The sequence below is a fragment of the Streptomyces ambofaciens ATCC 23877 genome, from assembly GCF_001267885.1.
Taxonomy (GTDB): domain Bacteria; phylum Actinomycetota; class Actinomycetes; order Streptomycetales; family Streptomycetaceae; genus Streptomyces; species Streptomyces ambofaciens.
The window spans coordinates 4140978-4161792 of sequence record NZ_CP012382.1; the positions used below are offsets into that span (position 1 = coordinate 4140978).

General features: G+C 75.2%; 22 protein-coding genes. 10 read left to right on the forward strand and 12 right to left on the reverse strand.

The window, feature by feature from the left end; genetic code table 11:
* Window positions 1-27 precede the first annotated feature (27 nt).
* From SAM23877_RS18430 to SAM23877_RS18450, 5 genes are all read right to left on the reverse strand, one after another.
* Entirely contained in the window at window positions 28-1005 is a 978-nt protein-coding gene (locus SAM23877_RS18430; RefSeq protein ID WP_053134250.1) for a nucleoside hydrolase, read from the reverse strand.
* Window positions 1006-1193: 188 nt separating this feature from the next.
* Window positions 1194-1565: a DUF6479 family protein gene (locus SAM23877_RS18435; protein WP_053134253.1), complete on the reverse strand. Its 372-nt coding sequence runs from the start codon at window positions 1563-1565 to the stop codon at window positions 1194-1196.
* A gap of 84 nt (window positions 1566-1649) precedes the next feature.
* The gene (locus SAM23877_RS18440) at window positions 1650-2033 is read right to left on the reverse strand and encodes a DUF732 domain-containing protein (RefSeq protein WP_053134256.1); all 384 of its coding nucleotides are present in this window, start codon (window positions 2031-2033) and stop codon (window positions 1650-1652) included.
* A gap of 50 nt (window positions 2034-2083) precedes the next feature.
* Entirely contained in the window at window positions 2084-2962 is an 879-nt protein-coding gene (locus SAM23877_RS18445) for a serine hydrolase (protein WP_053134259.1), read from the reverse strand.
* A 61-nt stretch (window positions 2963-3023) separates the two neighbouring features.
* Window positions 3024-3956, reverse strand: a complete 933-nt coding sequence (locus tag SAM23877_RS18450; protein WP_235614582.1) for a LysR family transcriptional regulator — start codon at window positions 3954-3956, stop codon at window positions 3024-3026.
* 116 nt (window positions 3957-4072) lie between these two features.
* Between SAM23877_RS18450 and SAM23877_RS18455 the strand changes: the two genes are divergently transcribed.
* Together SAM23877_RS18455 and SAM23877_RS18460 are read left to right on the forward strand one after the other, a co-directional pair.
* The gene (locus SAM23877_RS18455; RefSeq protein ID WP_053134261.1) at window positions 4073-5083 is read left to right on the forward strand and encodes a CE1 family esterase; all 1011 of its coding nucleotides are present in this window, start codon (window positions 4073-4075) and stop codon (window positions 5081-5083) included.
* Window positions 5084-5292: 209 nt separating this feature from the next.
* Window positions 5293-6927 (forward strand): penicillin-binding transpeptidase domain-containing protein, encoded by a 1635-nt coding sequence (locus SAM23877_RS18460; RefSeq protein ID WP_053134264.1) that lies wholly within the window; start codon window positions 5293-5295, stop codon window positions 6925-6927.
* 18 nt (window positions 6928-6945) lie between these two features.
* On the opposite strand, the gene SAM23877_RS18465 is transcribed toward SAM23877_RS18460, so the two are convergent.
* Window positions 6946-8130 carry a cytochrome P450 family protein gene (locus SAM23877_RS18465; protein WP_053134267.1) on the reverse strand — a complete coding sequence of 395 codons (1185 nt, stop codon included), beginning with the start codon at window positions 8128-8130 and terminating at the stop codon, window positions 6946-6948.
* Window positions 8131-8252: 122 nt separating this feature from the next.
* Here SAM23877_RS18465 and SAM23877_RS18470 point away from each other — a divergent pair, with 122 nt between their 5' ends.
* Window positions 8253-8948 carry a TetR/AcrR family transcriptional regulator gene (locus tag SAM23877_RS18470; RefSeq protein WP_053134270.1) on the forward strand — a complete coding sequence of 232 codons (696 nt, stop codon included), beginning with the start codon at window positions 8253-8255 and terminating at the stop codon, window positions 8946-8948.
* Between the two features lie 77 nt (window positions 8949-9025).
* On the opposite strand, the gene SAM23877_RS18475 is transcribed toward SAM23877_RS18470, so the two are convergent.
* Together SAM23877_RS18475 and SAM23877_RS18480 are read right to left on the reverse strand one after the other, a co-directional pair.
* A complete protein-coding gene (locus tag SAM23877_RS18475; protein WP_079030285.1) occupies window positions 9026-9322 on the reverse strand; it encodes a twin-arginine translocase TatA/TatE family subunit in 297 nt (98 codons plus the stop codon).
* A gap of 157 nt (window positions 9323-9479) precedes the next feature.
* A complete protein-coding gene (locus SAM23877_RS18480) occupies window positions 9480-10421 on the reverse strand; it encodes a sporulation protein (RefSeq protein WP_053134272.1) in 942 nt (313 codons plus the stop codon).
* A gap of 285 nt (window positions 10422-10706) precedes the next feature.
* On the opposite strand from SAM23877_RS18480, the gene SAM23877_RS18485 reads away from it, so the two are divergent.
* The 5 genes from SAM23877_RS18485 to SAM23877_RS18505 all read left to right on the forward strand — a co-directional run bounded on the left by SAM23877_RS18485 (window position 10707) and on the right by SAM23877_RS18505 (window position 14590).
* Window positions 10707-12047 (forward strand): hemolysin family protein, encoded by a 1341-nt coding sequence (locus SAM23877_RS18485; protein ID WP_053134275.1) that lies wholly within the window; start codon window positions 10707-10709, stop codon window positions 12045-12047.
* Window positions 12044-13066, forward strand: coding sequence for a hemolysin family protein (locus SAM23877_RS18490; protein ID WP_053134278.1), 1023 nt, complete (start codon window positions 12044-12046; stop codon window positions 13064-13066). Before SAM23877_RS18485 ends, SAM23877_RS18490 begins: the two co-directional genes overlap by 4 nt.
* Window positions 13067-13155: 89 nt before the next feature.
* Complete coding sequence (locus tag SAM23877_RS18495) at window positions 13156-13668, forward strand: hypothetical protein (protein ID WP_053134280.1); 513 nt, start codon at window positions 13156-13158, stop codon at window positions 13666-13668.
* 138 nt (window positions 13669-13806) lie between these two features.
* A complete protein-coding gene (locus tag SAM23877_RS18500) occupies window positions 13807-14160 on the forward strand; it encodes a MerR family transcriptional regulator (protein ID WP_053134283.1) in 354 nt (117 codons plus the stop codon).
* Between the two features lie 226 nt (window positions 14161-14386).
* Window positions 14387-14590 carry a cold-shock protein gene (locus SAM23877_RS18505; RefSeq protein WP_003975194.1) on the forward strand — a complete coding sequence of 68 codons (204 nt, stop codon included), beginning with the start codon at window positions 14387-14389 and terminating at the stop codon, window positions 14588-14590.
* Window positions 14591-14675: 85 nt separating this feature from the next.
* On the opposite strand, the gene SAM23877_RS18510 is transcribed toward SAM23877_RS18505, so the two are convergent.
* On the reverse strand, window positions 14676-16016 hold the full coding sequence (locus SAM23877_RS18510) for a hypothetical protein (RefSeq protein ID WP_053142602.1): 1341 nt from the start codon (window positions 16014-16016) through the stop codon (window positions 14676-14678).
* Window positions 16017-16129: 113 nt separating this feature from the next.
* Between SAM23877_RS18510 and SAM23877_RS18515 the strand changes: the two genes are divergently transcribed.
* Window positions 16130-17368 (forward strand): molybdopterin-dependent oxidoreductase, encoded by a 1239-nt coding sequence (locus SAM23877_RS18515; protein ID WP_053142605.1) that lies wholly within the window; start codon window positions 16130-16132, stop codon window positions 17366-17368.
* A 361-nt stretch (window positions 17369-17729) separates the two neighbouring features.
* On the opposite strand, the gene SAM23877_RS41955 is transcribed toward SAM23877_RS18515, so the two are convergent.
* From SAM23877_RS41955 to SAM23877_RS18530, 3 genes are all read right to left on the reverse strand, one after another.
* Entirely contained in the window at window positions 17730-18434 is a 705-nt protein-coding gene (locus SAM23877_RS41955; RefSeq protein WP_079030288.1) for a methyltransferase domain-containing protein, read from the reverse strand.
* Window positions 18435-18566: 132 nt separating this feature from the next.
* Window positions 18567-19202, reverse strand: coding sequence for a TIGR04282 family arsenosugar biosynthesis glycosyltransferase (locus tag SAM23877_RS18525; protein WP_053134287.1), 636 nt, complete (start codon window positions 19200-19202; stop codon window positions 18567-18569).
* Between the two features lie 2 nt (window positions 19203-19204).
* Window positions 19205-19933, reverse strand: a complete 729-nt coding sequence (locus SAM23877_RS18530; protein ID WP_053134290.1) for a glycosyltransferase family 2 protein — start codon at window positions 19931-19933, stop codon at window positions 19205-19207.
* Between the two features lie 114 nt (window positions 19934-20047).
* Here SAM23877_RS18530 and SAM23877_RS18535 point away from each other — a divergent pair, with 114 nt between their 5' ends.
* A complete protein-coding gene (locus SAM23877_RS18535; protein ID WP_053134293.1) occupies window positions 20048-20815 on the forward strand; it encodes a response regulator transcription factor in 768 nt (255 codons plus the stop codon).

Consider the following 20815-nt stretch of genomic DNA (forward strand, 5'->3'; position numbering starts at 1 on the left):
AGCGACGCGCCGTCTCCCGCGCGCCCCCTACTCGACCTTGTGTTCGACGGTGCTCAGGTACAGCTCCACGTACCGCGCCACGTCCACGTCCAACGCCACGTCCACCAGCGGCTGTTCGCGCGTGCCCTCGTGCAGCTCGGACTCGCCGGGGCGGCCCCGGCGGTCGACGAGGGTCTGCCCGCGGGCCGGGCCAGGCGCCAGGGACACCTCGACGGGCAGCCGGTGGGTGGTCAGTCCCCGCGGGTCGATCACCGCGCAGACCGCGCCCGCGTCGCCGAGGCCGCCGCCGGGGTCCGCCTCGTCGGTGGCCGGACCGCGGTGGGCGAGCAGCTCGCCGGCGAGCCGGGTGCCGGGCTCGGCGCTCGCGCGCAGCCGGCGCACGTCCGGGCCCGGGACGATCACCCGCTGGAACACGTCCAGCCCGTACATCGTGATCGGCACCCCGGCGGTGAGCAGGATCGCGGCGGCCTCCGGGTCGTGCCAGACGTTGAACTCGGCGACCGGTGTGGCGTTCCCGGTGGCCACCGCGCCGCCCATGAACACGATCCGCTCGATGTTGCCGGTCACCTCCGGGTGGGTGCGCAGCAGCAGCGCGATGTTGGTCGCCGGAGCGGTGGGGATCAGGGTCACCGGACGGGGGGAGGCGAGGATCTCCCGGCGCAGCAGGCTCACCGCGTCCAGGTCGACCGGGGTGCGGGCCGGCGCGGGCAGACCGAGGTCGCCCATGCCGTCCTGCCCGTGCACGTGACGGGCGGTGCGCACGGCCTCGATCAGCGGGCGCCCGGCGCCCCGGGCGACGGGGACGTCGGGGGCGCCGGCCTGCTCCAGCACCGTGAGGGTGTTCCGTACGACCCCCTCCACGTCCGTGTTCCCCGCCACGCAGGTGACCGCGCGCAGGTCGAGCCCCGGGTGGCGGACCGCCAGCAGCAGGGCCAGGGCGTCGTCGATGCCGGTGTCGCAGTCGACGATCACCGGGATGGGCGGCCGGCCGGAGTCGGTCGTCACGGCGGGGCTCCTCGGACTGGGTGGGGGACGCGGGCCCCGCGACCCTAGCGGGCCCATCCGCCTTCCCCCGGTCCGGGTCCGCGCCCACGGGCCCGGCGGTCCGGTGCGGCGGACCGGCGCCGGTCACCCCGCCCGGGGCGGGGGACCGGACCGGCCTGCCCGCGTCCGGCGTCCGCCGTGGGCCCGGGTCACACGTGTCCCGACCCACCGCTGCCGAAGGAGCCGCTCGATCCCGGCAGCCAGCGGCGGCGGTTCTGGTCCTCGCCCCGTCTGCTGCCCGAGTGGTGGAGCTCGTACGGCATGAGCCGTGGGCTCCCGTCGGCCGCCAGCGGGATCTCGTCCGGCTCCCGCATCTCCCGCTCCTCGTGGACGGCGCCGGTCGCGGGAAGCTTGCCGTGCTCGTCGGCGTGGGGGCGTTCGGGTTCTCGCTCCATGACGTTCAGGCCCATGCGTACGGCCCAGATCAGCGCTCCCACGATCACCAGCCCGCCGATGAAGGCCACCGTCATGTTCACCGCGTGCGAGGACGCGGCCAGCAGTTCATACGTTGCCGTACTCATGTTCTGATTATGTACCCCCAAATGAGATAAAGCGCCAGGAATGCCCGATTGCTCCCCGGGGTCGGCTCCCCCGGCGGCCACCGCTCAGCAGAACGTTCCCCTGATGGCGTCCAGGACCGAGCCGGTCTGCTCCCACGTCACCCGGAACCGCTGGAGCACCACGCCTCGCACCTCGTCCTCGGGCTGTCCCCGCCTGATGTCCACGCAGATCCAGCGGGCGTCCTCGACCGCCTGGTCCTCGTCCGCCACGAGACCGGAGCCGATGGCCTCCAGGTCGTCGAGCAGCAGCTCCCGCTGGCCGGCGTCCGGGGACGGCACGACGTGCTGTTCCCCGGCGCCGATGGTGCGGGAGTGCTCCGTGTCCGAGGTCCCGTCGTCCCCGTCGCCCCCGCCGCCGAACGCCACCGCGGCCACCGTGACCGCCGCGGTGACGAGCCCCGACACGGCGACCGCCGTCCGCTTCCTCATCCCGCCCCCCTTGATCGGCTGCCGAGCCTACGCCGCCCGTCCCCGCCGCCTCAGCGCGCCCGCAGCGCGTCCACCGCGATCCGGGCCGCCGTGCCGATCACCGCGTCCGCCGCCGGGAGCGTGGCCGCCGTGCGGGCGGTGCGGGTGAAGACGGCCACGGCGTAGCGTCCGCCGTCGGGGTACTCGACGACGCCGACCTCGTTGCGCAGGGTCGGCAGGGTGCCGGTCTTGCCGGCCACGTGGACGTCGTCGAAGGGGAAGCCCGAGGCCAGGCGGTGGGGCCACACCTGGAGACCCATGATGCGGCGCATGGCGGCGCCGTACTCGGGCGGACAGGCCTCGTCCCGCCAGAGGGCGGAGAGCAGCCGGGTCATGTCGCGGGGGGTGCTGCGGTTGGTGCGGGCCGGGTCCAGGGCGCGCAGCCGGCTGATGACGTGCGGGTCGGTCAGCGCCCGGGCGCCGGCCGGTCCGGCGTCCTCGCGCATCAGGCCGAGCATCTCGCCGAAGCCGTGCACCGCCCGCGTCCTGGTGAGACCGAGCCGGGCCGCGGTGCGGTTGACGGCGTCCAGCCCGACCCGGCCCAGCAGCAGGTCGGCGGCGGTGTTGTCGCTGACGGACATCATCAGGAACGCCGCGTCGCGCAGCGACAGCCGGACCGGGTCGAGCATGGCCGCGAGCCCGGTGGGCCCCGGCGTGCGCCCGGCCGGCGGGCACTCGACCCGCTCGGTCAGGTCCAGCGCCCCGGCCGCCGCCAGCTCGTGCAGCGTGACCAGTACGCACACCTTGTGGACGCTGGCCGTGCACACCGGCTGGTCCGGCCCGTGCTCGACCTGCGCCCCGGAGTCGATGTCCACGGCGTGCAGCCAGCCGGTGACCCCGGCGTCCGCGAAGGCCGCGTGCAGCCGGCCGGGGGCGGTGGTGTCGGTCATGGCCGGTCCTCCGGTGCCGGGCGGGGCCGCGAGGGCCGGTGGCCGGGGGCGGCGGTGTCGTTCACAGCCAGAACTCCGATGCCGGGCGAAGGTGCAGGGGGCGGGCGGGTGCCTCGGCGTGGGCGTCGGCCGTGGTGCGCAGGGCGTGCGTGGCCGCGTCCGCGAAGGCGCCGACGGCGGCGTCGCCGCGGCCCCTGGGCCACGCCACGGAGTGCCGCCAGGCGGGCGCGGCCCCCGCCAGCGGACGCCAGACCAGGTCCCCCTCGGCGGGCGCGGCGAGGTGGGTGTCGCGGGGGCCGAGGGCGACGGCGCCGGCCGACAGCACCAGGCCGCGGACGAAGCTGGCGCCCTGTCCGTGCCGTACGGCGGCGGGGGTGTAACCGCCCCGCGCGCAGGCGGTGAGCAGGTCGTCGTAGACCGCGGGGGCGTGGGCGCGCGGGAAGAGGACCAGGTCGTAGCCGTCGAGAGCGGCGAGCGGTACCTCGTCGAGGTCCGCCTCGGGGGCGCCGCGCGGCAGCAGCACCCCGAGGTCGCGGCGCAGGACCGGGCCGAGCTCAAGGCCGGTGACGTCGCACGGGTGGTGGATGAGGCCGACGTCCAGTTCACGGGCGGCGAAGGCGGTGAGCTGCTCGGCGGTGGACAGCTCGTGCAGCTCCAGTTGCAGGCCGGCGTGCCGGCGCCGGAAGTCCGCCAGCAGCGCGGCGACGGTCTCGCCCGAGATGTCGGGGGACAGGGCGGCGCGCAGCAGGCCGGTCTCGCCGTCCCGGATGCGGCGCGCGACGGTCAGGAAGGACTCGGAGCGGTCGAGCAGCGCACGGGCCTCGGTGAGCAGCAGGGTGCCCGCCTCGGTGATCGTCACCTGACGGCTGGTGCGCTCGAAGAGCCGGACGCCCAGCTCCTCCTCCAGCCGTCGGATGCGCTGGGACAGGGGAGGCTGGGCCATGCCGAGGCGGGCCGCGGCACGCCCGAAGTGTGACTCTTCTGCAACAGCCACGAAGCACTCCAGGTGCCGCACCAGGTCCACGACCAGTAATCATATCGGGGATTGATCGATCCGACATCCATATGAATCTTGGACAGGGGTGCGGTGGTGTTGCTCTCCTCGGGGGCATGCGCTCCCTCCGTGACCTCACGCTCCGCCCCCGCCGGTGGCCCGGCGCGCTCGCCCTCGTCCTCGCCCTCCCCCTGGCCGGCTGCGCCGGCGACTCCGAACGCCCGGACCCGGCGCCGTCGGCGAGCGCTCCGTCCCGGGCCGGCGCGACGGCGGGCGCCGCGCCGGACGTCCGCGCACGCCTGAGGGTGGACGGAGTCACCCGCGAGTACCTCCTGCACCGGCCCGCCGACGGTGCCGGCGGAGGCCCGAGGCCGCTCGTCATCGCCTTCCACGGCCGCGGCGCCGACGCCGCCGAGCTGCGCGAGAAGAGCCGGCTGGAGCGGGCCGCCGGGGCGCGCGGCATGCTGGTCGCCTACCCCGAGGGCCTCGACGAAGGCTGGGGGGCGGGCACCCGGGCCACCGAACGGCGCCCGGACCCGGACCTCGACGTGCGGTTCACCGAGGCACTGATCGAGCACCTGGTCCGCGCCGAGCGGGCCGACCCCGAGCGCGTCTACGCCACCGGCTTCTCCAACGGCGGCTCCATGGCGCTGCGGGTGGCCGCCCAGCGGCCCGGCCTGCTGGCGGGGGCGGCCTCGGTCTCCGGCCAGCTCCCCGCGGGCGCCGCCGGGATCGAACCCACCGGTCCCGTCCCCGTCATGGTCGTCTACGGCGCCGACGACCCGGTGCGCCCCCTGGCCGGGTGGCCCTCCCCTCCGCCGGACCCCGAGGAGCCGATCCTGCCGAGCCTGTCGGCCCGGGACAGCGCGGAGGCGTTCGCCACCGCGGGGGGCGCCGGCGCACCGGTCACGGAGGAGAGGAAGGGCTACGACCGCACGGTGTGGCGCCTCGGGGCGGCACCGCGCTCCGCGCACGGGGCGGCGGCCACCGTGCAGCTCCTCGTCGTCCACGACGCCGGCCACACCTGGCCGGGCTCGGACGTCACCCCGCCCAAGGGCTTCGGCCCGACCAGCAGGGCCCTGGACGCCACCGACACGATCCTCGACTTCTTCACCGACGAACCCTGAACCACCCCTGCGACGCCGCCCACCTCTCACGGCCCCCGAGCCCGGCTCGGGACGGCACCGGCTCGGCGCGATGCCCACCCCGGCCCCCAGGTGAGCCGTCGCCCTCCGACCGGACGCTGCCCGCCGCCAGACCCGCCGGCCGCCGGACCCGCCGCCCGCCAGACCCGCCCGCCCCAGGACCCGCCCGCCCACAGACAAGGACCCCTCCGATGCCGGACACCCCTTACGTCACCTCGCCCCGCCGCCGTGGGCCGCGCAACGGTGTGCGCGCCGTCGCCGCCGTGGGGGTCGTGCTCGCGATCGCCGCCGGCGGTTCGTACGCCACCGGCTTCGGCCCCTTCTCGCGCGGCGACGACGGCCCCGACCCGGCCGCGACGGAGCAGGCCCGTGCCTTCCTCGCCGACTGGGCCGCCGGACGTCTGCCGAGCGCGGCCGGCCGTACCACCGAGCCCGGCAAGGCACGGGAGGTGCTGCGGAGCTTCACCGCGGGCCTGGACATCGGCAAGCCCCGGCTGACGGCGGCGGGGGAGGTGAAGGAGGCCGAGGACGGCACCCTCGGCGTCCCCTTCACCGCCCGGATGCCGATCACCGGCCTGGGCACGTGGACGTACCGGTCACGACTGCCGCTGCGCGAGCAGGACGACGGCAGCTGGAAGGTGGACTGGCGGCTGTCCCTGGTCCACCCGCGGCTGAGCGACACGGAGAAGTTCCGGCTGGAGCGCGAGGAGGCGACCCTGCCCGAGGTCACCGACCGGAACGGCACCTCCCTCTCGGGCGGCGGCCACCCCTCGCTGGCCCCGCTCCTGGGCCGGCTGGCGGGCGGAGCCGACGGCGGGCCGCGCGGCGCGGTCGAACTGATCGACCGGGCCACCGGCGAGACCGTGCGCACCGAGGCGCGCTTCGGGAAGGAGCCCGACCCGGAGAAGGCCGGCCGGCCCGTCCGCACCACCCTGGACGCCACCTGGCAGTCCGCCGCCGAACGGGCCCTCGGCGAGGCCGACGGCAAGAACGCCTCCCTGGTCGCCCTGCGCGTCGACGACGGCGAGGTCCTCGCCCTCGCCAACTCCCCCGCCGGCGGCTTCAACCGCGCCGCCTCCGGCACCTACGCGCCGGGCTCCACCTGGAAGATCGTCACCAGCAGCGCCCTGCTGCTCAAGGGCGCCGTCGCTCCCGACGACGTCGTGGACTGCCCCAAGTACCTGACGGTCGGGAAGGAGTTCCACAACGTGGAGACGTCCGAGTACCGGGGCGCCACCTTCCGCAAGGACTTCACGGAGTCGTGCAACACCGCCTTCATCAGCCTGCGCGGCGAGCTCGACGACGGGGAGCTGGGAGAGGTCGCCCGTACCTACTTCGGCGTCGGCCAGGAGTGGCACATCGGCATCCCGACGTACGACGGTTCCGTGCCGGTGCCGAAGGACGAGACGGAGAAGGCCGCGTCGATGATCGGTCAGGGACGGGTCCAGGCCAACCCCCTGATCATGGCGTCGGTCACGGCCACCGCGGTCTCCGGCGAGTTCCACCAGCCGTCCGTCACCGCCGGGAACGCCGACGGGACCCGCACCGAGCCGCTCCCCGACCGGGTCGTCACCCAGCTGCGCGGGCTGATGCGCGCCACCGTGACCGACGGCACCGCCCGGGTCCTGGCCGACCTGCCCGGCGAGATCGGCGCCAAGACCGGCACCGCCGAGGTCTCCGACGACCAGGACAACAACGGCTGGCTCGTCGCCCACCGCGGCAACGTGGCCGTCGCCGTCGTCGTCGAGGAGGGCGTCACCGGCGGCGGCTCGGCGGGCCCGGTCATGCACAGCCTGCTGTCCGCCGTACCGGAGGGCCCGTCCTGAGTCCGGCCGTCGCGCGACTCAGCCGAGGCGCACCGGCAGTTCCGTCAGGCCGCGCAGCAGGGTGCCGGTGCGCCAGGTGAGCGTCGCCGGGTCGGCGGCGAGGGAGAGCGAGGGGTGCCGCCGCAGGAGCAGCCGTACGGCGACGGCGGCTTCGAGGCGGGCCGCCGGGGCGCCGAGGCAGTGGTGGAGGCCGTGCCCGAAACCGAGGTGGCCCGCCGTCCGGCGGCCGATGTCGAAGCGGTCGGGGTCGGGGAAGTGGCCGGGGTCGCGGGAGGCGGCGGCGAGGGAGACGAGTACCGAGTCGCCGGCCGCGATCCGGGTGCCCGCCAGCTCCAGGGGTGCGGCGGCGTACCGGAACGCGGTCGAGTGGACCGGGGAGTTGAACCGCAGCGACTCCTCGACCGCGCTCCCGGTCAGGCCCGGGTCGGCCCGCAGCAGGTCGAGCAGGCCGGGGTGGGTGAGGAGGCTGTGGACGGTGGCGGAGATCAGGTCGACGGTCGTCTCGTGTCCGGCGACGAGGATGAGGAAGACCATGCCGAGCAGTTCCTCGGCCGTCAGCACACCGCTGTCCGCGGCGACGACCAGCTCGCCGAGCAGCGTGTCGTCCGGGGCGCGCCGCTTGCGGCCGGTCAGCTCGGTGAGGTAGCCGGTCAGCGCCTCGGACGCCGTCGAGGCCGCCTCGGCGGAGGTGGGCGCGACCAGCTCGCCCGACCAGGTGTGGAAGCCTTCCCGGTCGGCCTCCGGGACGCCCAGCAGGTCGCAGATCACCGTGACGGGCAGCGGCAGCGCGTACCGGCCGACCAGGTCCGCCGTGCCCCGTCGCGGCAGCGCGTCCAGCAGTTCCTCCGCGACGCGCTCGACGCGGGGGCGCAGGGCGGCGATCCGGCCCGGCGTGAAGTGGCCCGCCACGAGCCGGCGCAGCCGCGTGTGCTGCGGCGGGTCGCTCTGCACCATGTTGCGGCCGATGGCGTGCCCGCCGTCGGTCCGCCAGGAAGCGGAGTGCCGGATGTCGTTGCGCAGCCGCGGATCGGTGAGCGCGGCCCGTGCCGCGTCGCGCGTCACGACCAGCCAGGCCTCCCCGCTCCCCGGTACCCGTATCCGGTGCACGGCTCCCTCGGCCCGCAGGGCGGCGAGGACGGCGTACGGGTCGGCCACCGGGTCGTGTCCGGCGGGTGCGAGTTCGTCGAGGGTGGGCGCGGTCATGGGACCTCCCGGCGAGGATGAAACGGGGAGTACTCCCCGTTTGGGGCCGACGATAGCATCGGCAGCCGGAGCGCGGGGAGCAGTCCCCGGTTCACCGGACCCGTGGGATCAGGAGCGTGAGGATGACCGTCGGCGCACACGACGGAGCTCCCCGGCAGCGGCGCGACGCGCGGCGCAACCGGGAGCTTCTGCTGGGGGCGGCCCACGAGGTGTTCACCGAGCAGGGGCTGGACGCGCCCCTGGACGTGATCGCGCGCCGGGCCGGGGTCGGCAACGCGACGCTCTACCGCCACTTCCCCACCCGCGCCGCGCTCGTGGACGCCGTGTTCCGGGACTCGCTGACGGACACGATGGACGCCGGTGAGCGGGCCAGGAAGGCGCCGGACGCGTGGGCGGGCCTCACCGCCTACCTGGAGGTCGTCTTCGCCACCCTGGCCGCCGACCGCGGCACCAACGACCTCATGACCACGCGTCTGCGGGGTGTCGACAGCCTGGAGGCCGTGCACGAGCACAACCGCCGGACCGTGGACGCGCTGCTGTCCCGCTGTGCCGACGAGGGCACCGTCCGCCCCGACGTCACCACCGAGGACGTGCTGTTCGCGCTCGCCGCTCTCGGCCGTGCCGTCCCCGCCCTGACCGCCGCGACGGCACCGGACGCCTGGCGCCGCCCCCTCGCCCTGCTCCTCGCCGGGCTGCGCCCCGCACCGGCCGCGCCGCCCCTGCCCGCGCCCGCGCTCACCGCCGCCGAACTCGGCGACGCCCTGCGGGAGCTGGGCCCGCACCGCACCCGAGGTGCCGACGGGGAGCCCGACGCGTGAGGCGCCCGCGCCGACGCGCGGGAGGGCGGCGCGGGAGGGCCGGCCCCGCGGCGGAGCGGGCGCGGGGAACGGGGGCGTCAGCCCTGCGGGCCGACCCGGTGCCCGGACTCCGGGCCGCCGTCCCCGGCGTCGCTGGTGCCGCCGGTGTTCCTGGTGTCCCCGGTGTCCTCGTGCCGCACCGCCTCGCCCCGGACGACCCGGTGGCCCTCCCGGTCCCTCGCCGGCTCCCGCTCCTCGCCCTTCGTCTCCCGGGCCTCGGCCTTGAGGATGCGGGCCGACCTGCCCGCCGAGCGGCTCAGCTCGGGGAGCTTCCTGGCGGCGACGACGGCTATGACGACGATGAGGATGATCGCGAGCTCGCTCAGTCCGAACACGGCACTCCCCTGGTGGACGTACGGTCGGGCCCGCGGCACGGGCCCCCACGGAATCTACGGCACGGCGGGCGGAGGTCAGAGGCCGAACTCGTGCGGCGGCAGGTCCCGCGCGAGGCAGGCCTCGCGCACCACGTCTCCCTCTTCCGCACGCCTCCCTCTACGCGTCTGCAAGAGCTGTCGGCCCGTCGGGTCGCCGGGTCCGCGGAACGGACGGCTCCCCGGTTCCGTGGCCGTACACGGCCTGGGAGCCGTACGCCGCACGGTGCTCGACCAGTTCCCGGACCCAGCCGTCGACCAGGGCGGTCCAGTCCCGCGACCCGGCCGGCCCGTCGTGCGGGACGGTGAACCGGCTGAGCGCGTCGTGGCCGTCGGAGCACGCGCCGCCGCGCTTGTCCGCCTCCAGCACCACCTCCAGGGCGCCGGGCACCGCGAGGAAGGTCAGCTCGATCTCCTCCACCTGGTCGGCGTAGCGCGGGGGCGCGGAGAGCTCGATCTCCTGGCGGAAGGGCAGCCGCTGCCCGGTGCCGCCGATGCGGCCGTGCTCCAGACCGGCGGAGCGCAGGCCGAAGCCGAGCCGCCCGAGGGCCTCCAGGACGGCCTCCTGGGCCGGCAGGGGCGTCACGGCCAGCGGGACCGCGCCGCCCGTGTCCGCGGTGCCGGCGACCGCCAGCTCGGTGCGGACGCCGAGCGCGATGCCCGGCGGCCGGCCGTACGGCTCGGTGACCGGCGTCTCCCAGGGCAGCGGCAGCGAGAAGGGCACGCTGCGCCGCTCTCCCGAGGCCAGCCGGAAGGGCCCGCCGAGGCGGCGCCGCTCGAAGACGACCACCTCCTCGCGGCCCCCGCCCTCCTCCCCGTCCCCGCCCTCGCGCCGGACCCCGTCTCCGCGCCCACGCCGGTCCCCGTCCCCGGTGTGCCCGGCCGCCGCCACGTGGGCCACCAGTTCCAGCACGACGTGCTCCACGTCGTGGCCGGCGGTGCCGCCGACGAGGTCGACCCGGCCCGACAGGACGCCCCCCGGCCGGGCGGCGCCCGGGTCGAGGACCGTGTCGACCGTGGGGCCGTCCACGCCGAGGGGACCGGGCAGCGGCTTGAACACCATCGAGGCGTGCACTCCTTCACGTCGGTGCGAGGGACTTCCGTGCGGGGAACATCCGGAGGCGTCCGACTGTTCTCTACAGGCGAGTAGAAGCCTAGGGGTCCGAGGACTCCCTGTCGTTTTGCTCGTCCTTTACCATGAGGGGGAACCCTCGGGCGACCGGCTGGTACCGGCGCCCACCGAGCTGTCAAAGGAGTCCCGTTCCGTAATGGAGCCTCCCAGTACCGGCCGTGCCACGGCCGGCCCGCAGTCCCCCCGGTACACGCGTGAGGGAAGCGGGGTGGCACGGTGACCGAGGTCCTGCTGCTCCTGCTGGCCCTCCTGCTCACCCTGGCCTGCGCCGTCTTCGTCGCCGCCGAGTTCTCCCTGACCACCGTCGAGCGCGGTGACCTGGAGCGTGCCGCGGAGTCGGGCGAGCGCGGTGCCGACGGCGCCCTGAAGGCCGTCCGGTCCCTGACCCTCCAGCTCTCCGGCGCCCAGCTCGGCATCACCGTGACCTCCCTGGTCATCGGCATGCTGGCCGAACCGTCGATCGCCGTGCTGCTGCGCGGCCCCCTGACGGCGATCGGCCTGGGCGGCGCCGCCTCGACGGTGGCGACCGTGCTCGGCGTGGTCCTGTCCACCGTCGTCCTGATGGTCGTCGGCGAGCTGGTCCCGAAGAACTGGGCGATCTCCCGCCCGCTGGCCGTCTCGAAGGTCGTCGCGGGTCCGCAGCGCGGCTTCACCACCGCGTTCGGCCCCTTCATCCGGCACCTGAACAACACGGCGAACCGCTTCGTACGCCGCTTCGGCCTGGAACCGGCCGAGGAACTGGCGTCCGCCCGCAGCCCCGAGGAACTGGTCGCCCTCGCCCAGCACTCGGCCGCCGAGGGCGCCCTGGAGGCGGACTCCGCCGAGCTCTTCGTGCGCACCCTGCACCTGGGCGAGCTGACCGCGGAGAACGTCATGACACCGCGCGTCGACGTCAAGGCGCTGGAGGCCCACGCCACCGCCGCCGACGCCGCGAACCTCTCGCACGCCACCGGCCTGTCCCGCTTCCCGGTCTACCGGGACAGCCTCGACGAGGTCATCGGCACCGTGCACATCCGCGACGTGCTGGCCCTGGAGCCGGACCGGCGCGCGTCCACCCCCGTCACCGAGCTGGCCACCGCGCCGCTCCTGGTGCCGGACAGCCTGCCCGCCGACCGCCTCCTGGAGCGCATGCGCTCCACCCGCACCATGGCCGTCGTCATCGACGAGTACGGCGGCACGGCCGGCGTGGCGACCGTCGAGGACATCGTGGAGGAGGTCGTGGGCGAGGTCCGCGACGAGCACGACCCGGTCGAGATACCGGACCTGCTGCCCGCCCCCGCCGAGTCGGACGGCCGCGCGGCCTGGGAGGCCGACGGTTCGCTCCGCCTGGACCGGCTCGCCCGGATCGGCCTGGCCGCACCGGACGGACCGTACGAGACCCTGGCCGGCCTGGTCGCCACCCATCTGGCGCGGATCCCGGCCAAGGGCGACGTCATCAACCTCGACGGCTGGTGCCTGCACGTCCTGGACGTCGACCACCACCGCGCCGACCGCCTCCGGGTCACCGCACCCGCGCCGGTCCCGTCGGCCGACCGTGAGCCGGAGGTGGCCCGATGACCGCCGTGCAGCTCCTCATCGGCGCCCTGACGCTGCTGACCAACGCGTTCTTCGTCGGCGCCGAGTTCGCCATGATCTCCGTACGCCGCAGCCAGATCGAGCCGCGCGCGAAGACGGGCGACAAACGCGCCCGGATGACCCTGTGGGGCCTGGAGCACATCTCCGCGATGATGGCCACGGCCCAGCTGGGCATCACCGTCTCCTCGCTGGTGCTCGGCGCGGTCGCGGAACCGGCCATCGCGCACCTGATGGAGCCGGTGTTCGAGGCGGTCCACATGCCGCACGCGCTGGTCCACCCGATCGCCTTCGCGATCGCGCTGGCCCTGGCGACGTACCTGCACATGCTGATCGGCGAGATGATCCCGAAGAACATCGCGCTGGCCGCCCCGGCGACCACCGCGCTGATCCTCGGCCCGCCGCTGGTCGCCCTGACCCGGGCGCTGAAGCCGTTCGTCTTCGGCATCAACGCCTTCGCCAACACCCTGCTCAAGCTGCTCAGGGTGGAGCCGAAGGACGAGGTCGAGGCCGTCTTCACCGACGACCAGCTCGCCCGCATGGTGGTGGACGCCAGCGAGGCCGGGCTGCTCAGCCCGGCCGACGGCGAGCGGCTGCGCGACGCGCTGGAGCTGGGCACCCGCCCGGTCGGCGAGATCCTGGTCCCGGCGCAGAAGATGCGCACGGTCGGCCACACGGTCACCCCGGCCGAGCTGGAGCGCCTGGCCGCCGAGGCGGGTTTCTCCCGCTTCCCGGTCACCGGTCCGGGCAACGCCGTCCTCGGCTACCTGCACATCAAGGACACGCTGGGCCTCACCGACCGGGACGCCCCCTTCCCCCGAGCGGCGCTGCACCGCGTCACGCGGGTCCGCATCGACACCCCGCTGGACGACACCCTCACCGCCCTGCGCGCCGAGGACAGCCACCTGGCCGCGGTCACCGGCGAGACGGGCGCTGTCCTGGGCTTCGTGACGATGGAGGATGTCCTGACCGAGCTGGTGGGACCGGCCGCGGTCACGTCGTGACCTGACCCGTGCTCAGGAGTCGCGGGCGCCCGGGAACCCCCGGGCGCCCGCGGCCGTCTCCCCCGGTGACACCGCTGGGGGAGGCGCTCATGGCCATGGTCGGCCTGTTCTGGATCACCGAGGACTGCGTGTACGTGGGCGCCGAGCCCACCGGCACCGCGCCGGGCGTGCGGCTGACCAAGGACGGGGTCGAGATCCTGGGGCTCGGCCAGGGCGGCCGCGGCCGGCGCTGGGACGAGATCCGGGAGATCGACGTACGGGACGTCGCCGTGCGGTCCGCCGCGCGGCGCCTGCTGTCCATGGCGTTCGACTCCGCCCTCGTGCTGATCAGCGGCGACGGCGAGCAGCCGCCGGCCTTCACCGTACGGGTGGTGACCGAGACCGACGGCACGATCGAGGCGAGCGCCCTGGCCGCCGTCCCCGGCGGCATCCACACCCCGGACGAGTACGCCCTCTCCCGCGCCCTGCTGACCCGGCTCGTCGACGGCGACACCCTCGTGGACGACCTCCTCACCTGGTGCCGGGACCGGTTCGGCGAGCCCGCCCCGGCCGGCGACGAGCGCCTGGCACTGCTCCGCCGCTGGACGGCGTCGCCCGCCTGACCCGTTCCCGGACCGACGTGCCCCCCCGGATGTACGTTCGCCGCGACAGCTTTCCGGCAGGCGCGACTAGAGTTCAGGTGTGGGGGGACCGGTCCCCCGTGGCGGCCCGTGTCCGATGCGGTCCGCGGAAAGGCATGCATGACCCCGGAGAGCAGGCTGAGCGCCGCAGGTCGGCCGCAGGCCGCCGACCGGCTCGACGACGACCAGTACCCGGCGTACACGATGGGCCGGGCGGCCGAGCTGATCGGCGCCACGCCCGGTTTCCTCCGCGCTCTGGGTGAGGCGGGTCTCGTCAGTCCGACACGTTCGCAGGGCGGGCACCGCCGTTACTCGCGCCGGCAACTGCGCCGCGCGGCGCGCGCCCGTGAACTGGTCGATCAGGGAACGCCCATCGAGGCCGCCTGCCGCATCGTCCGCCTGGAGGACGACCTGGAGGTGGCGCTGCGCATGAACGAGGAGCTCCGCCGCGAGGCCGGACGGCGCGACGAGTGAAAAACTGACCCCGGTGAAACAGATATTCGGCGGACGCCGGAAAAACATTCCGTGTCGAAATCTCCCGGCGTTTCATTTCCAGTGGCGGCGATTCATTTCGTGCTAGGCTGGACATCAGTTGCAGTTGTGGTTGCCATTTGTGTTACCGGTTTTCCGGGCAGGTGATCGCCGCAGCGATGTGAAGGCCCGCAAAGTGCGGGCCTCAACACTGCCTAGGAGTAAAAACATGGCTTCCGGTACCGTGAAGTGGTTCAACGCCGAAAAGGGCTTCGGTTTCATCGCGCAGGACGGCGGCGGCGCCGACGTCTTCGCCCACTACTCGAACATCGCCACCCAGGGCTTCCGTGAGCTCCAGGAGGGCCAGCGCGTCAACTTCGACGTCACGCAGGGCCAGAAGGGCCCGCAGGCGGAGAACATCGTTCCCGCGTAACGCGCGCGCAGTACGCATCACGAAGCAGGGCCCGCACCGGTCGGTGCGGGCCCTGCTCCGTATGCCGTGTCGGTCGTGGCCCCGCTCACCAGCCGGTGGCCACCAGATGGTTCAGGAGCAGGGCCAGGACGGCCTGTGCCGCGAGCCAGGCCCTCGGCCGGGTGAGGAACGCGCCGGCCGGCAGCAGCCACAGGGCGAAGGGCAGCCAGATGCGTTCCGTCTCCGCCTTGCTCATGCCGGACAGATCGGCGATCAGCAGGGCGAGCAGCCCGGCGGCCACCAGGAACGCCAGGCGCGGCTCCTCGGCGACCGCACCCGCGCCGCGCCGCCGGACCAGCGGGCCCGCGGCGCGCCGCAGGCCCGCCACCGTCGCCAGACCCGTGATGAGCACCGTGCAGGCGAGGTTCGCCCACACCCAGTAGCCGTACGGGCGGACCCCGGCCGCGCCCTCGTAGTACCGCTCGACCAGCAGGCGGTACGCCTCCCACCAGTCGAACCCGGCCACGGTGAACGCCAGCGGCACCACCGCCGCCCCCGCCAGTAGGGGTACGAACAGCACGGGACGCTCCCGCACCCCGCGCCGGCCGAGCCACAGCACCGCCGCCCCGATCACCGCGAAGAGCGTCAGCCCGTACGAGAGGTAGCAGGTCAGACCGAACAGCAGTCCCGAGCCCGCCGCCCACCACGGCGAGCGGCCGGTGACCGCGAGCGCCAGCAGCGCCACGGCCCACGCGGCGACCGCCGCGAAGTACCCGTCGGCCGACGTGCCCGTCCACACCGCGGCCGGCGCCAGCACGAGGAACGGCGCCGCCCGCCGGGCGGGCCGCTCGCCGGCCAGCGCCCGCACCGCCACCAGCACCGCCACGCACCCCGTCGCGCCGACCGTGATGCACCAGGCTCCGGCCCAGCCCCCGCCGCCCAGCCCGATCCGGTCGAGCAGCACGAAGGTGAGCGTGGCTCCCGGCGGGTGGCCGGCGACATGGGCGGGCCAGTTGTCGGGGGACCGCAGCAGGATGTGCCCGGTGAAGTCGCGCAGGGTCGCCGGGACGTCGTGCCAGCGGTCGATGACCGTGAGGTACTCCTGGCCGGTGGTGAGCCGGCCGGCGACGCCCCGGTGCCACCCGTCGACCAGGGCCAGCGACCAGGTCCAGGCCATCGCGGTGCCCCAGGCGGCGGCGAGCAGCGCGCGCCACGGCAGACGGCCGGCGAGTGCCGGTCCGTACGCCACGGCCGCCGTCGCCACCAGGACGGCCGCCGGGGTGCCGGGGCCCACGTGCGGGTCCCAGCGGCCGAGCAGCGGGGGCCAGCCGACGATCAGGGTGTCGTAGGTGTACACGGTGCGGCCGACCAGGACGGCGGCCGCGACCAGCAGCACGGCGGCCGCGGCGGCGCAGAGGTCGAGGGTCAGGGAGCGCGGGCGGGTCACCTCGGCACCGTAGGACGCGCGACCGGCCCGGGGACGGCGCACACGGCGGACGTCAGCGTTTCGTCATGGGTCGCGGACCGCTCCCGGGGCCGGTCGCGGCCTACCGTCGGGACATGCGCGTCCCCGCCTCACGGCTCCCGTCCGCACCGGGCTTCTGGCGCAGCCCCCTGCGCGGTCCCCGGTTCACGTCGTTGCTCGGCCTCGTCCTGCTCGTCGGCCTCACCGTGCTGTTCGCGACGGGACTGCTCTCCTACGCCGCGTACAACCCCGGCCTGGACCCGGTCAACGACAAGACACCGGACCGGGGGATCCTCGGTTGCTACCTCTTCGCCTGGCCGACCGACCCGCACTGGCTGTACCGCCTCACCCAGGGCGTCCACGTCACCCTCGGCCTCACCCTGGTCCCGGTGCTGCTGGCCAAGCTGTGGTCGGTCGTGCCGAGGCTGTTCACGCTGCCGCCGGCCCGCTCGCTCGCCCACGCGCTGGAGCGGGTCTCCCTGCTCCTGCTGGTCGGGGGCGCGCTGTTCACCTTCGGGACCGGGGTGCTCAACATCCAGCTGGACTACGTCTTCCCCGGCTCCTTCTACCCGCTGCACTTCTACGGGGCCTGGGTCTTCTTCGCCGCCTTCGTCGCGCACGCCGTGCTCAAGGTGCCGGTGGCGCTGCGCAACCTCCGCGCGCTGCGCGAGGAGCGCGACGACGACCTGATCTCCCCGCGGCCCGATCCGCCCACCGTCTCGCGGCGTGGGGCGCTGTGGGTGGTCGGGGGCGGCTCGCTGCTGATGTTCGCCACCAACGCCGGCCGCAGCTTCGACGGGCCGCTGCGGGAGACGGCCGTGCTCTCGCCGCACGGCGGCCCCGAACCGGGGCACGGGCCGGGTGGCTTCCAGATCAACAAGACGGCCCGCTACGCGGGCATCGACCCGGCCGAGACGAGCGAGGACGCCTGGCGGCTCGTCCTCACGGGACGCACCGGGACCGTCCGGCTCGGCCGCGGCCGACTGCTGGGCATGGAGCAGCACAGCGCCGCGCTGCCGATCGCCTGCGTCGAGGGCTGGTCGACGTCCGACCAGTGGTGGCGCGGGGTGCGGCTGCGCGATCTCGCCGCGCTCGTGGGCTTCGAGGACGACCCGCCGGACGTGTTCGTCGAGTCCCTCCAGCGGCGGGGCGCCTTCCGCAGCGGGGCCCTGCGGGCCAACCAGGTGGCCGACCCGCGCTCGCTGCTCGCCCTGTCCGTCAACGGCGAGGCGCTGAGCGCGGACCACGGACATCCGGCGCGGATCATCGTGCCCGCCGCGCCCGGCGTGCTGAACACCAAGTGGGTGGCCCGGATGACGTTCGGAGACCGGTGATGAGCCCTGGGCGCGGTCTGCGGTCCGCGAAGCCGTCCGGGAAGCGGCCCGCGCCGCGGCGGCTGATCGGCAGCCCCTTCCGGCTTCTGCTGCTCGCCTGCTCGTTCGCGCTCGCCGGCTACGCGGGGGTGCGGCTGCTCACCGGCGACCCGCTCGGTGTGGTCCTGTGGTTCGTCGGGGCGGCCCTGCTGCACGACCTGGTGCTGCTGCCCCTGTACACGGTGGCCGACCGGGCGGTCGTACGCGGGCTGGGGGCGGCCGGACGCCGCGGGTGGGCGCTGTACGTGCGGGTGCCGGCCCTCTTCTCCGGGCTGCTGCTGCTCGTGTGGTTCCCGCTGATCAGCGGCCGGGTCGACCGGCGCTACGAGGCGGTCGCCGGGCAGTCGGCGGAGGGCTTCCTGGCCCGCTGGCTGCTGATCACGGCTGTCCTGTTCGGCGGGTCGGCACTGCTCCTGGCGTCGCGGTCGCTGCGCAGCGCGACGAAGCGGCGGCCACCCGACGTCCACTGAGCGGCGGCCCGCCAGCCGGCGGCGCCCGCGTGGCGGAGCAGGGCGGCCGAGCCGATCCGGGCCCAGGGGAAGGGGCTGCCCGCCGTGCGGGCGTCGGTGACGTCGACGACCTGCACCTCGGCGCGTTCGTCGACGTCGGCCTCGGCGGTCTCGGCGATGAGCAGGCCGCCGGGCGCGAGCAGGGCGGCGACGCGGGCCAGCAGGGCACGGGGGTCGCCGCCGATGCCGACGTTGCCGTCCATCAGCAGGACGGTGTCCCAGCGTCCCTCGCCGGGCAGCGGGTCGAAGACGGAGCGCCGCAGCGACCGGCCCCCGAGCCGCAGGGTGCGGGCGACGGCGGCCTCGCTGACGTCGATGCCGAGGACGATCCGGCCGCGGGCGGCGAGCTCCGCCACCAGCCGGCCGGGTCCGCAGCCCACGTCGAGCACGGCCCCCTCGCACCGGTCCAGCACCTCCAGGTCCACCGGATCGGCCCGCGCGCACCAGCGCTCCACGTCCAGGGGCAGCAGCCAGCCGTCCGCGCGGCGCAGGAACAGCGGGCCGCGGCCGGTGCGCAGGGCGGCGGCGTAAGGGTCGGAGACGGCCCAGGCGGGGGGAGCGGCGGTGCGCGGGGCGGCTTGTCCGAGGCGGCCGGCACCGACCGGCCGGCCGTTCGCCGGGCCGCCGCCCGCACCGCTGCAAGGCCCTGCTCATCGGCCCCCCCGCCGCTCCGTGCCCGTCGCGCACGCGGCCAGCCGGGCGGCGAACCGGCCGTGCGGCGCGCAGGCGGCGACGGCCCGCGCGTCGGCGGCGGTGTCGACGTCGCGCAGCCGCGGCAGGTCGCGCACGCGCAGTCCCGCCGTGCACAGCCGCTCCCGCTGCACGGCCCCCGTCACCGGTGTCGACATGGGCACGCCCCGGACCAGCGCGGGGTCGGGACGGGCCAGGCCCAGGGCCCAGAAGCCGCCGTCCTCGGCGGGACCGAAGTACGCGTCGCAGTCGGCGAAGTCCACGGTGAGCAGCTCCGGCGTCACCTGCGGTGTGTCCATCCCGATCAGCAGGGCGGGCCCGGCGCACCCGGCGAAGGCGTCCGCCAGCCGTTCGTCGAGCCCGCCCGCGCACTGCGGTACGACGTCGAAGCCGGGCGGCAGCCAGGGGCCGGGGGAACCGTCCAGCACCAGTACCCGGCGCCGTGCGGGGGCCGCGGCCACGGCCCGCAGGGAGTCACCGAGGGCGGCCTCCGCGAGCGCGGCGGCCTCGTCCGGGCTGAAGGGCGGTGTGAGCCGGGTCTTGACCCGCCCGGGCCGCGGCTCCTTGGCGATGACCAGGAGGGTGGTGCTCACCATGTTCACCGTGAGTTCCCTTCGTGGGCGCCGCCACGCGCGTCCGGGCCGGCCGGAACCTCGGCGAGGACCGCGCGCATGTCCCGGACCGCGTGCCAGGTGCCGCGCCAGGTCCCCGTCACCTTGGAGGCCCCGGTGCGCGGCAGGTAGGGGACGTCGCGTTCGGTGATCCGCCATCCCGCGTCGGCGGCGCGCACCACCATCTGGAGGGGGTAGCCGCTGCGCCGGTCGGTGAGCCCGAGGGCGAGCAGCGGCTCGCGGCGGGCGGCGCGCAGCGGGCCGAGGTCGTGCAGGTCCAGGCCGGTGCGGCGGCGGAGCATCCGGGCGAGGGCGAGGTTGCCGGCCCGGGCGTGCGCGGGCCACGCGCCGCGTCCCCGCGGGCGCCGACGGCCGAGCACCAGGTCGGCCGTGCCGGCGCGGATCTCGCCGACGAACGGTCTCAGCAGTCCCGGGTCGAGGGAGGCGTCGCAGTCGCAGAAGCAGACGATCTCGGCGGTGGCGGCGGTCAGCCCGGCGTGGCAGGCGGCGCCGAAGCCGCGGCGCGGCTCGGTCACGACCGTGGCGCCGAGTCCGCGGGCGATCCGTGCCGAGCCGTCGGTGGAGCCGTTGTCGACGACGAGCGCGCGCCAGCCGGCCGGGATGCGGGTGAGGACCCAGGGCAGTGCCCCGGCCTCGTCCAGGCACGGGAGCACGACGTCGACGTCCGGGGGAGGCGAGGTGGTCACGGCTTTCACCCTACGAACCGGAATCGGGCGTATCGGACTTCCGCTCCTTACGAAACGCGGACGTCGCGGCCCCGGCCGCCCGCACCGGCGACGGCGGCGGCGGCACGGTGCGAGGCTGGGCGCATGCGTCAGCAGCAGCCGTACGAGTCCGTCCCCCGGGGCGCTTCCCCGAACGAGGTCTCGAACGGAGACCGGGACGGCCCCGCCCGGGTCCTGGTCGTCGACGACGACCCCACGGTCGCGGAGGTCGTGGCCGGCTACCTCGACCGCGCGGGTCACCTCGTCGACCGGGCCGCCGACGGCCCGGCCGCGCTCGCCCGGGCCGCCGAGCACCCGCCGGACCTGGTGGTGCTCGACCTCATGCTGCCCGGCATGGACGGCCTGGAGGTCTGCCGGCGGTTGCGGGAGCGGGGGCCCGTGCCGGTGGTCATGCTGACCGCCCGCGGCGACGAGGAGGACCGTGTCCTCGGCCTGGAGGTCGGCGCGGACGACTACGTGACCAAACCCTTCAGCCCGCGGGAGCTGGTGCTGCGGGTGGACTCCGTGCTGCGCAGGACCCGGTCCGTCCCGGCGCCGCACCCGCTCGCCGCGGCGGGCCTGACCGTCGACCCTGCCGCCCGGCGGGCCACCAGGGCGGGCACGGAACTCGCCCTGACCCTGCGGGAGTTCGACCTGCTCGCCTTCTTCCTGGGGCATCCGGGGCGGGCGTTCGCCCGGGAGGAGCTGATGCGCGAGGTGTGGGGCTGGGACTTCGGTGACCTCTCCACCGTCACCGTCCACGTCCGGCGGCTGCGCGGCAAGGTCGAGGACGACCCGGCCCGCCCCCGGCTGATCCGGACCGTGTGGGGCGTGGGCTACCGCTTCGACCCCGTCGGCGGGGAGGCGGACTGA

Bases quoted from the DNA above. Each gene is read 5' to 3' on its own strand.
- SAM23877_RS18435 (WP_053134253.1), bottom strand. From the start codon at position 1,565: ATGAGTACGGCAACGTATGAACTGCTGGCCGCGTCCTCGCACGCGGTG.
- SAM23877_RS18440 (WP_053134256.1), bottom strand. From the start codon at position 2,033: ATGAGGAAGCGGACGGCGGTCGCCGTGTCGGGGCTCGTCACCGCGGCG.
- SAM23877_RS18445 (WP_053134259.1), bottom strand. From the start codon at position 2,962: ATGACCGACACCACCGCCCCCGGCCGGCTGCACGCGGCCTTCGCGGAC.
- SAM23877_RS18455 (WP_053134261.1), top strand. From the start codon at position 4,073: ATGCGCTCCCTCCGTGACCTCACGCTCCGCCCCCGCCGGTGGCCCGGC.
- SAM23877_RS18460 (WP_053134264.1), top strand. From the start codon at position 5,293: ATGCCGGACACCCCTTACGTCACCTCGCCCCGCCGCCGTGGGCCGCGC.
- SAM23877_RS18465 (WP_053134267.1), bottom strand. From the start codon at position 8,130: ATGACCGCGCCCACCCTCGACGAACTCGCACCCGCCGGACACGACCCG.
- SAM23877_RS18470 (WP_053134270.1), top strand. From the start codon at position 8,253: ATGACCGTCGGCGCACACGACGGAGCTCCCCGGCAGCGGCGCGACGCG.
- SAM23877_RS18480 (WP_053134272.1), bottom strand. From the start codon at position 10,421: ATGGTGTTCAAGCCGCTGCCCGGTCCCCTCGGCGTGGACGGCCCCACG.
- SAM23877_RS18490 (WP_053134278.1), top strand. From the start codon at position 12,044: ATGACCGCCGTGCAGCTCCTCATCGGCGCCCTGACGCTGCTGACCAAC.
- SAM23877_RS18495 (WP_053134280.1), top strand. From the start codon at position 13,156: ATGGCCATGGTCGGCCTGTTCTGGATCACCGAGGACTGCGTGTACGTG.
- SAM23877_RS18500 (WP_053134283.1), top strand. From the start codon at position 13,807: ATGACCCCGGAGAGCAGGCTGAGCGCCGCAGGTCGGCCGCAGGCCGCC.
- SAM23877_RS18505 (WP_003975194.1), top strand. From the start codon at position 14,387: ATGGCTTCCGGTACCGTGAAGTGGTTCAACGCCGAAAAGGGCTTCGGT.
- SAM23877_RS18515 (WP_053142605.1), top strand. From the start codon at position 16,130: ATGCGCGTCCCCGCCTCACGGCTCCCGTCCGCACCGGGCTTCTGGCGC.
- SAM23877_RS18525 (WP_053134287.1), bottom strand. From the start codon at position 19,202: ATGGTGAGCACCACCCTCCTGGTCATCGCCAAGGAGCCGCGGCCCGGG.
- SAM23877_RS18535 (WP_053134293.1), top strand. From the start codon at position 20,048: ATGCGTCAGCAGCAGCCGTACGAGTCCGTCCCCCGGGGCGCTTCCCCG.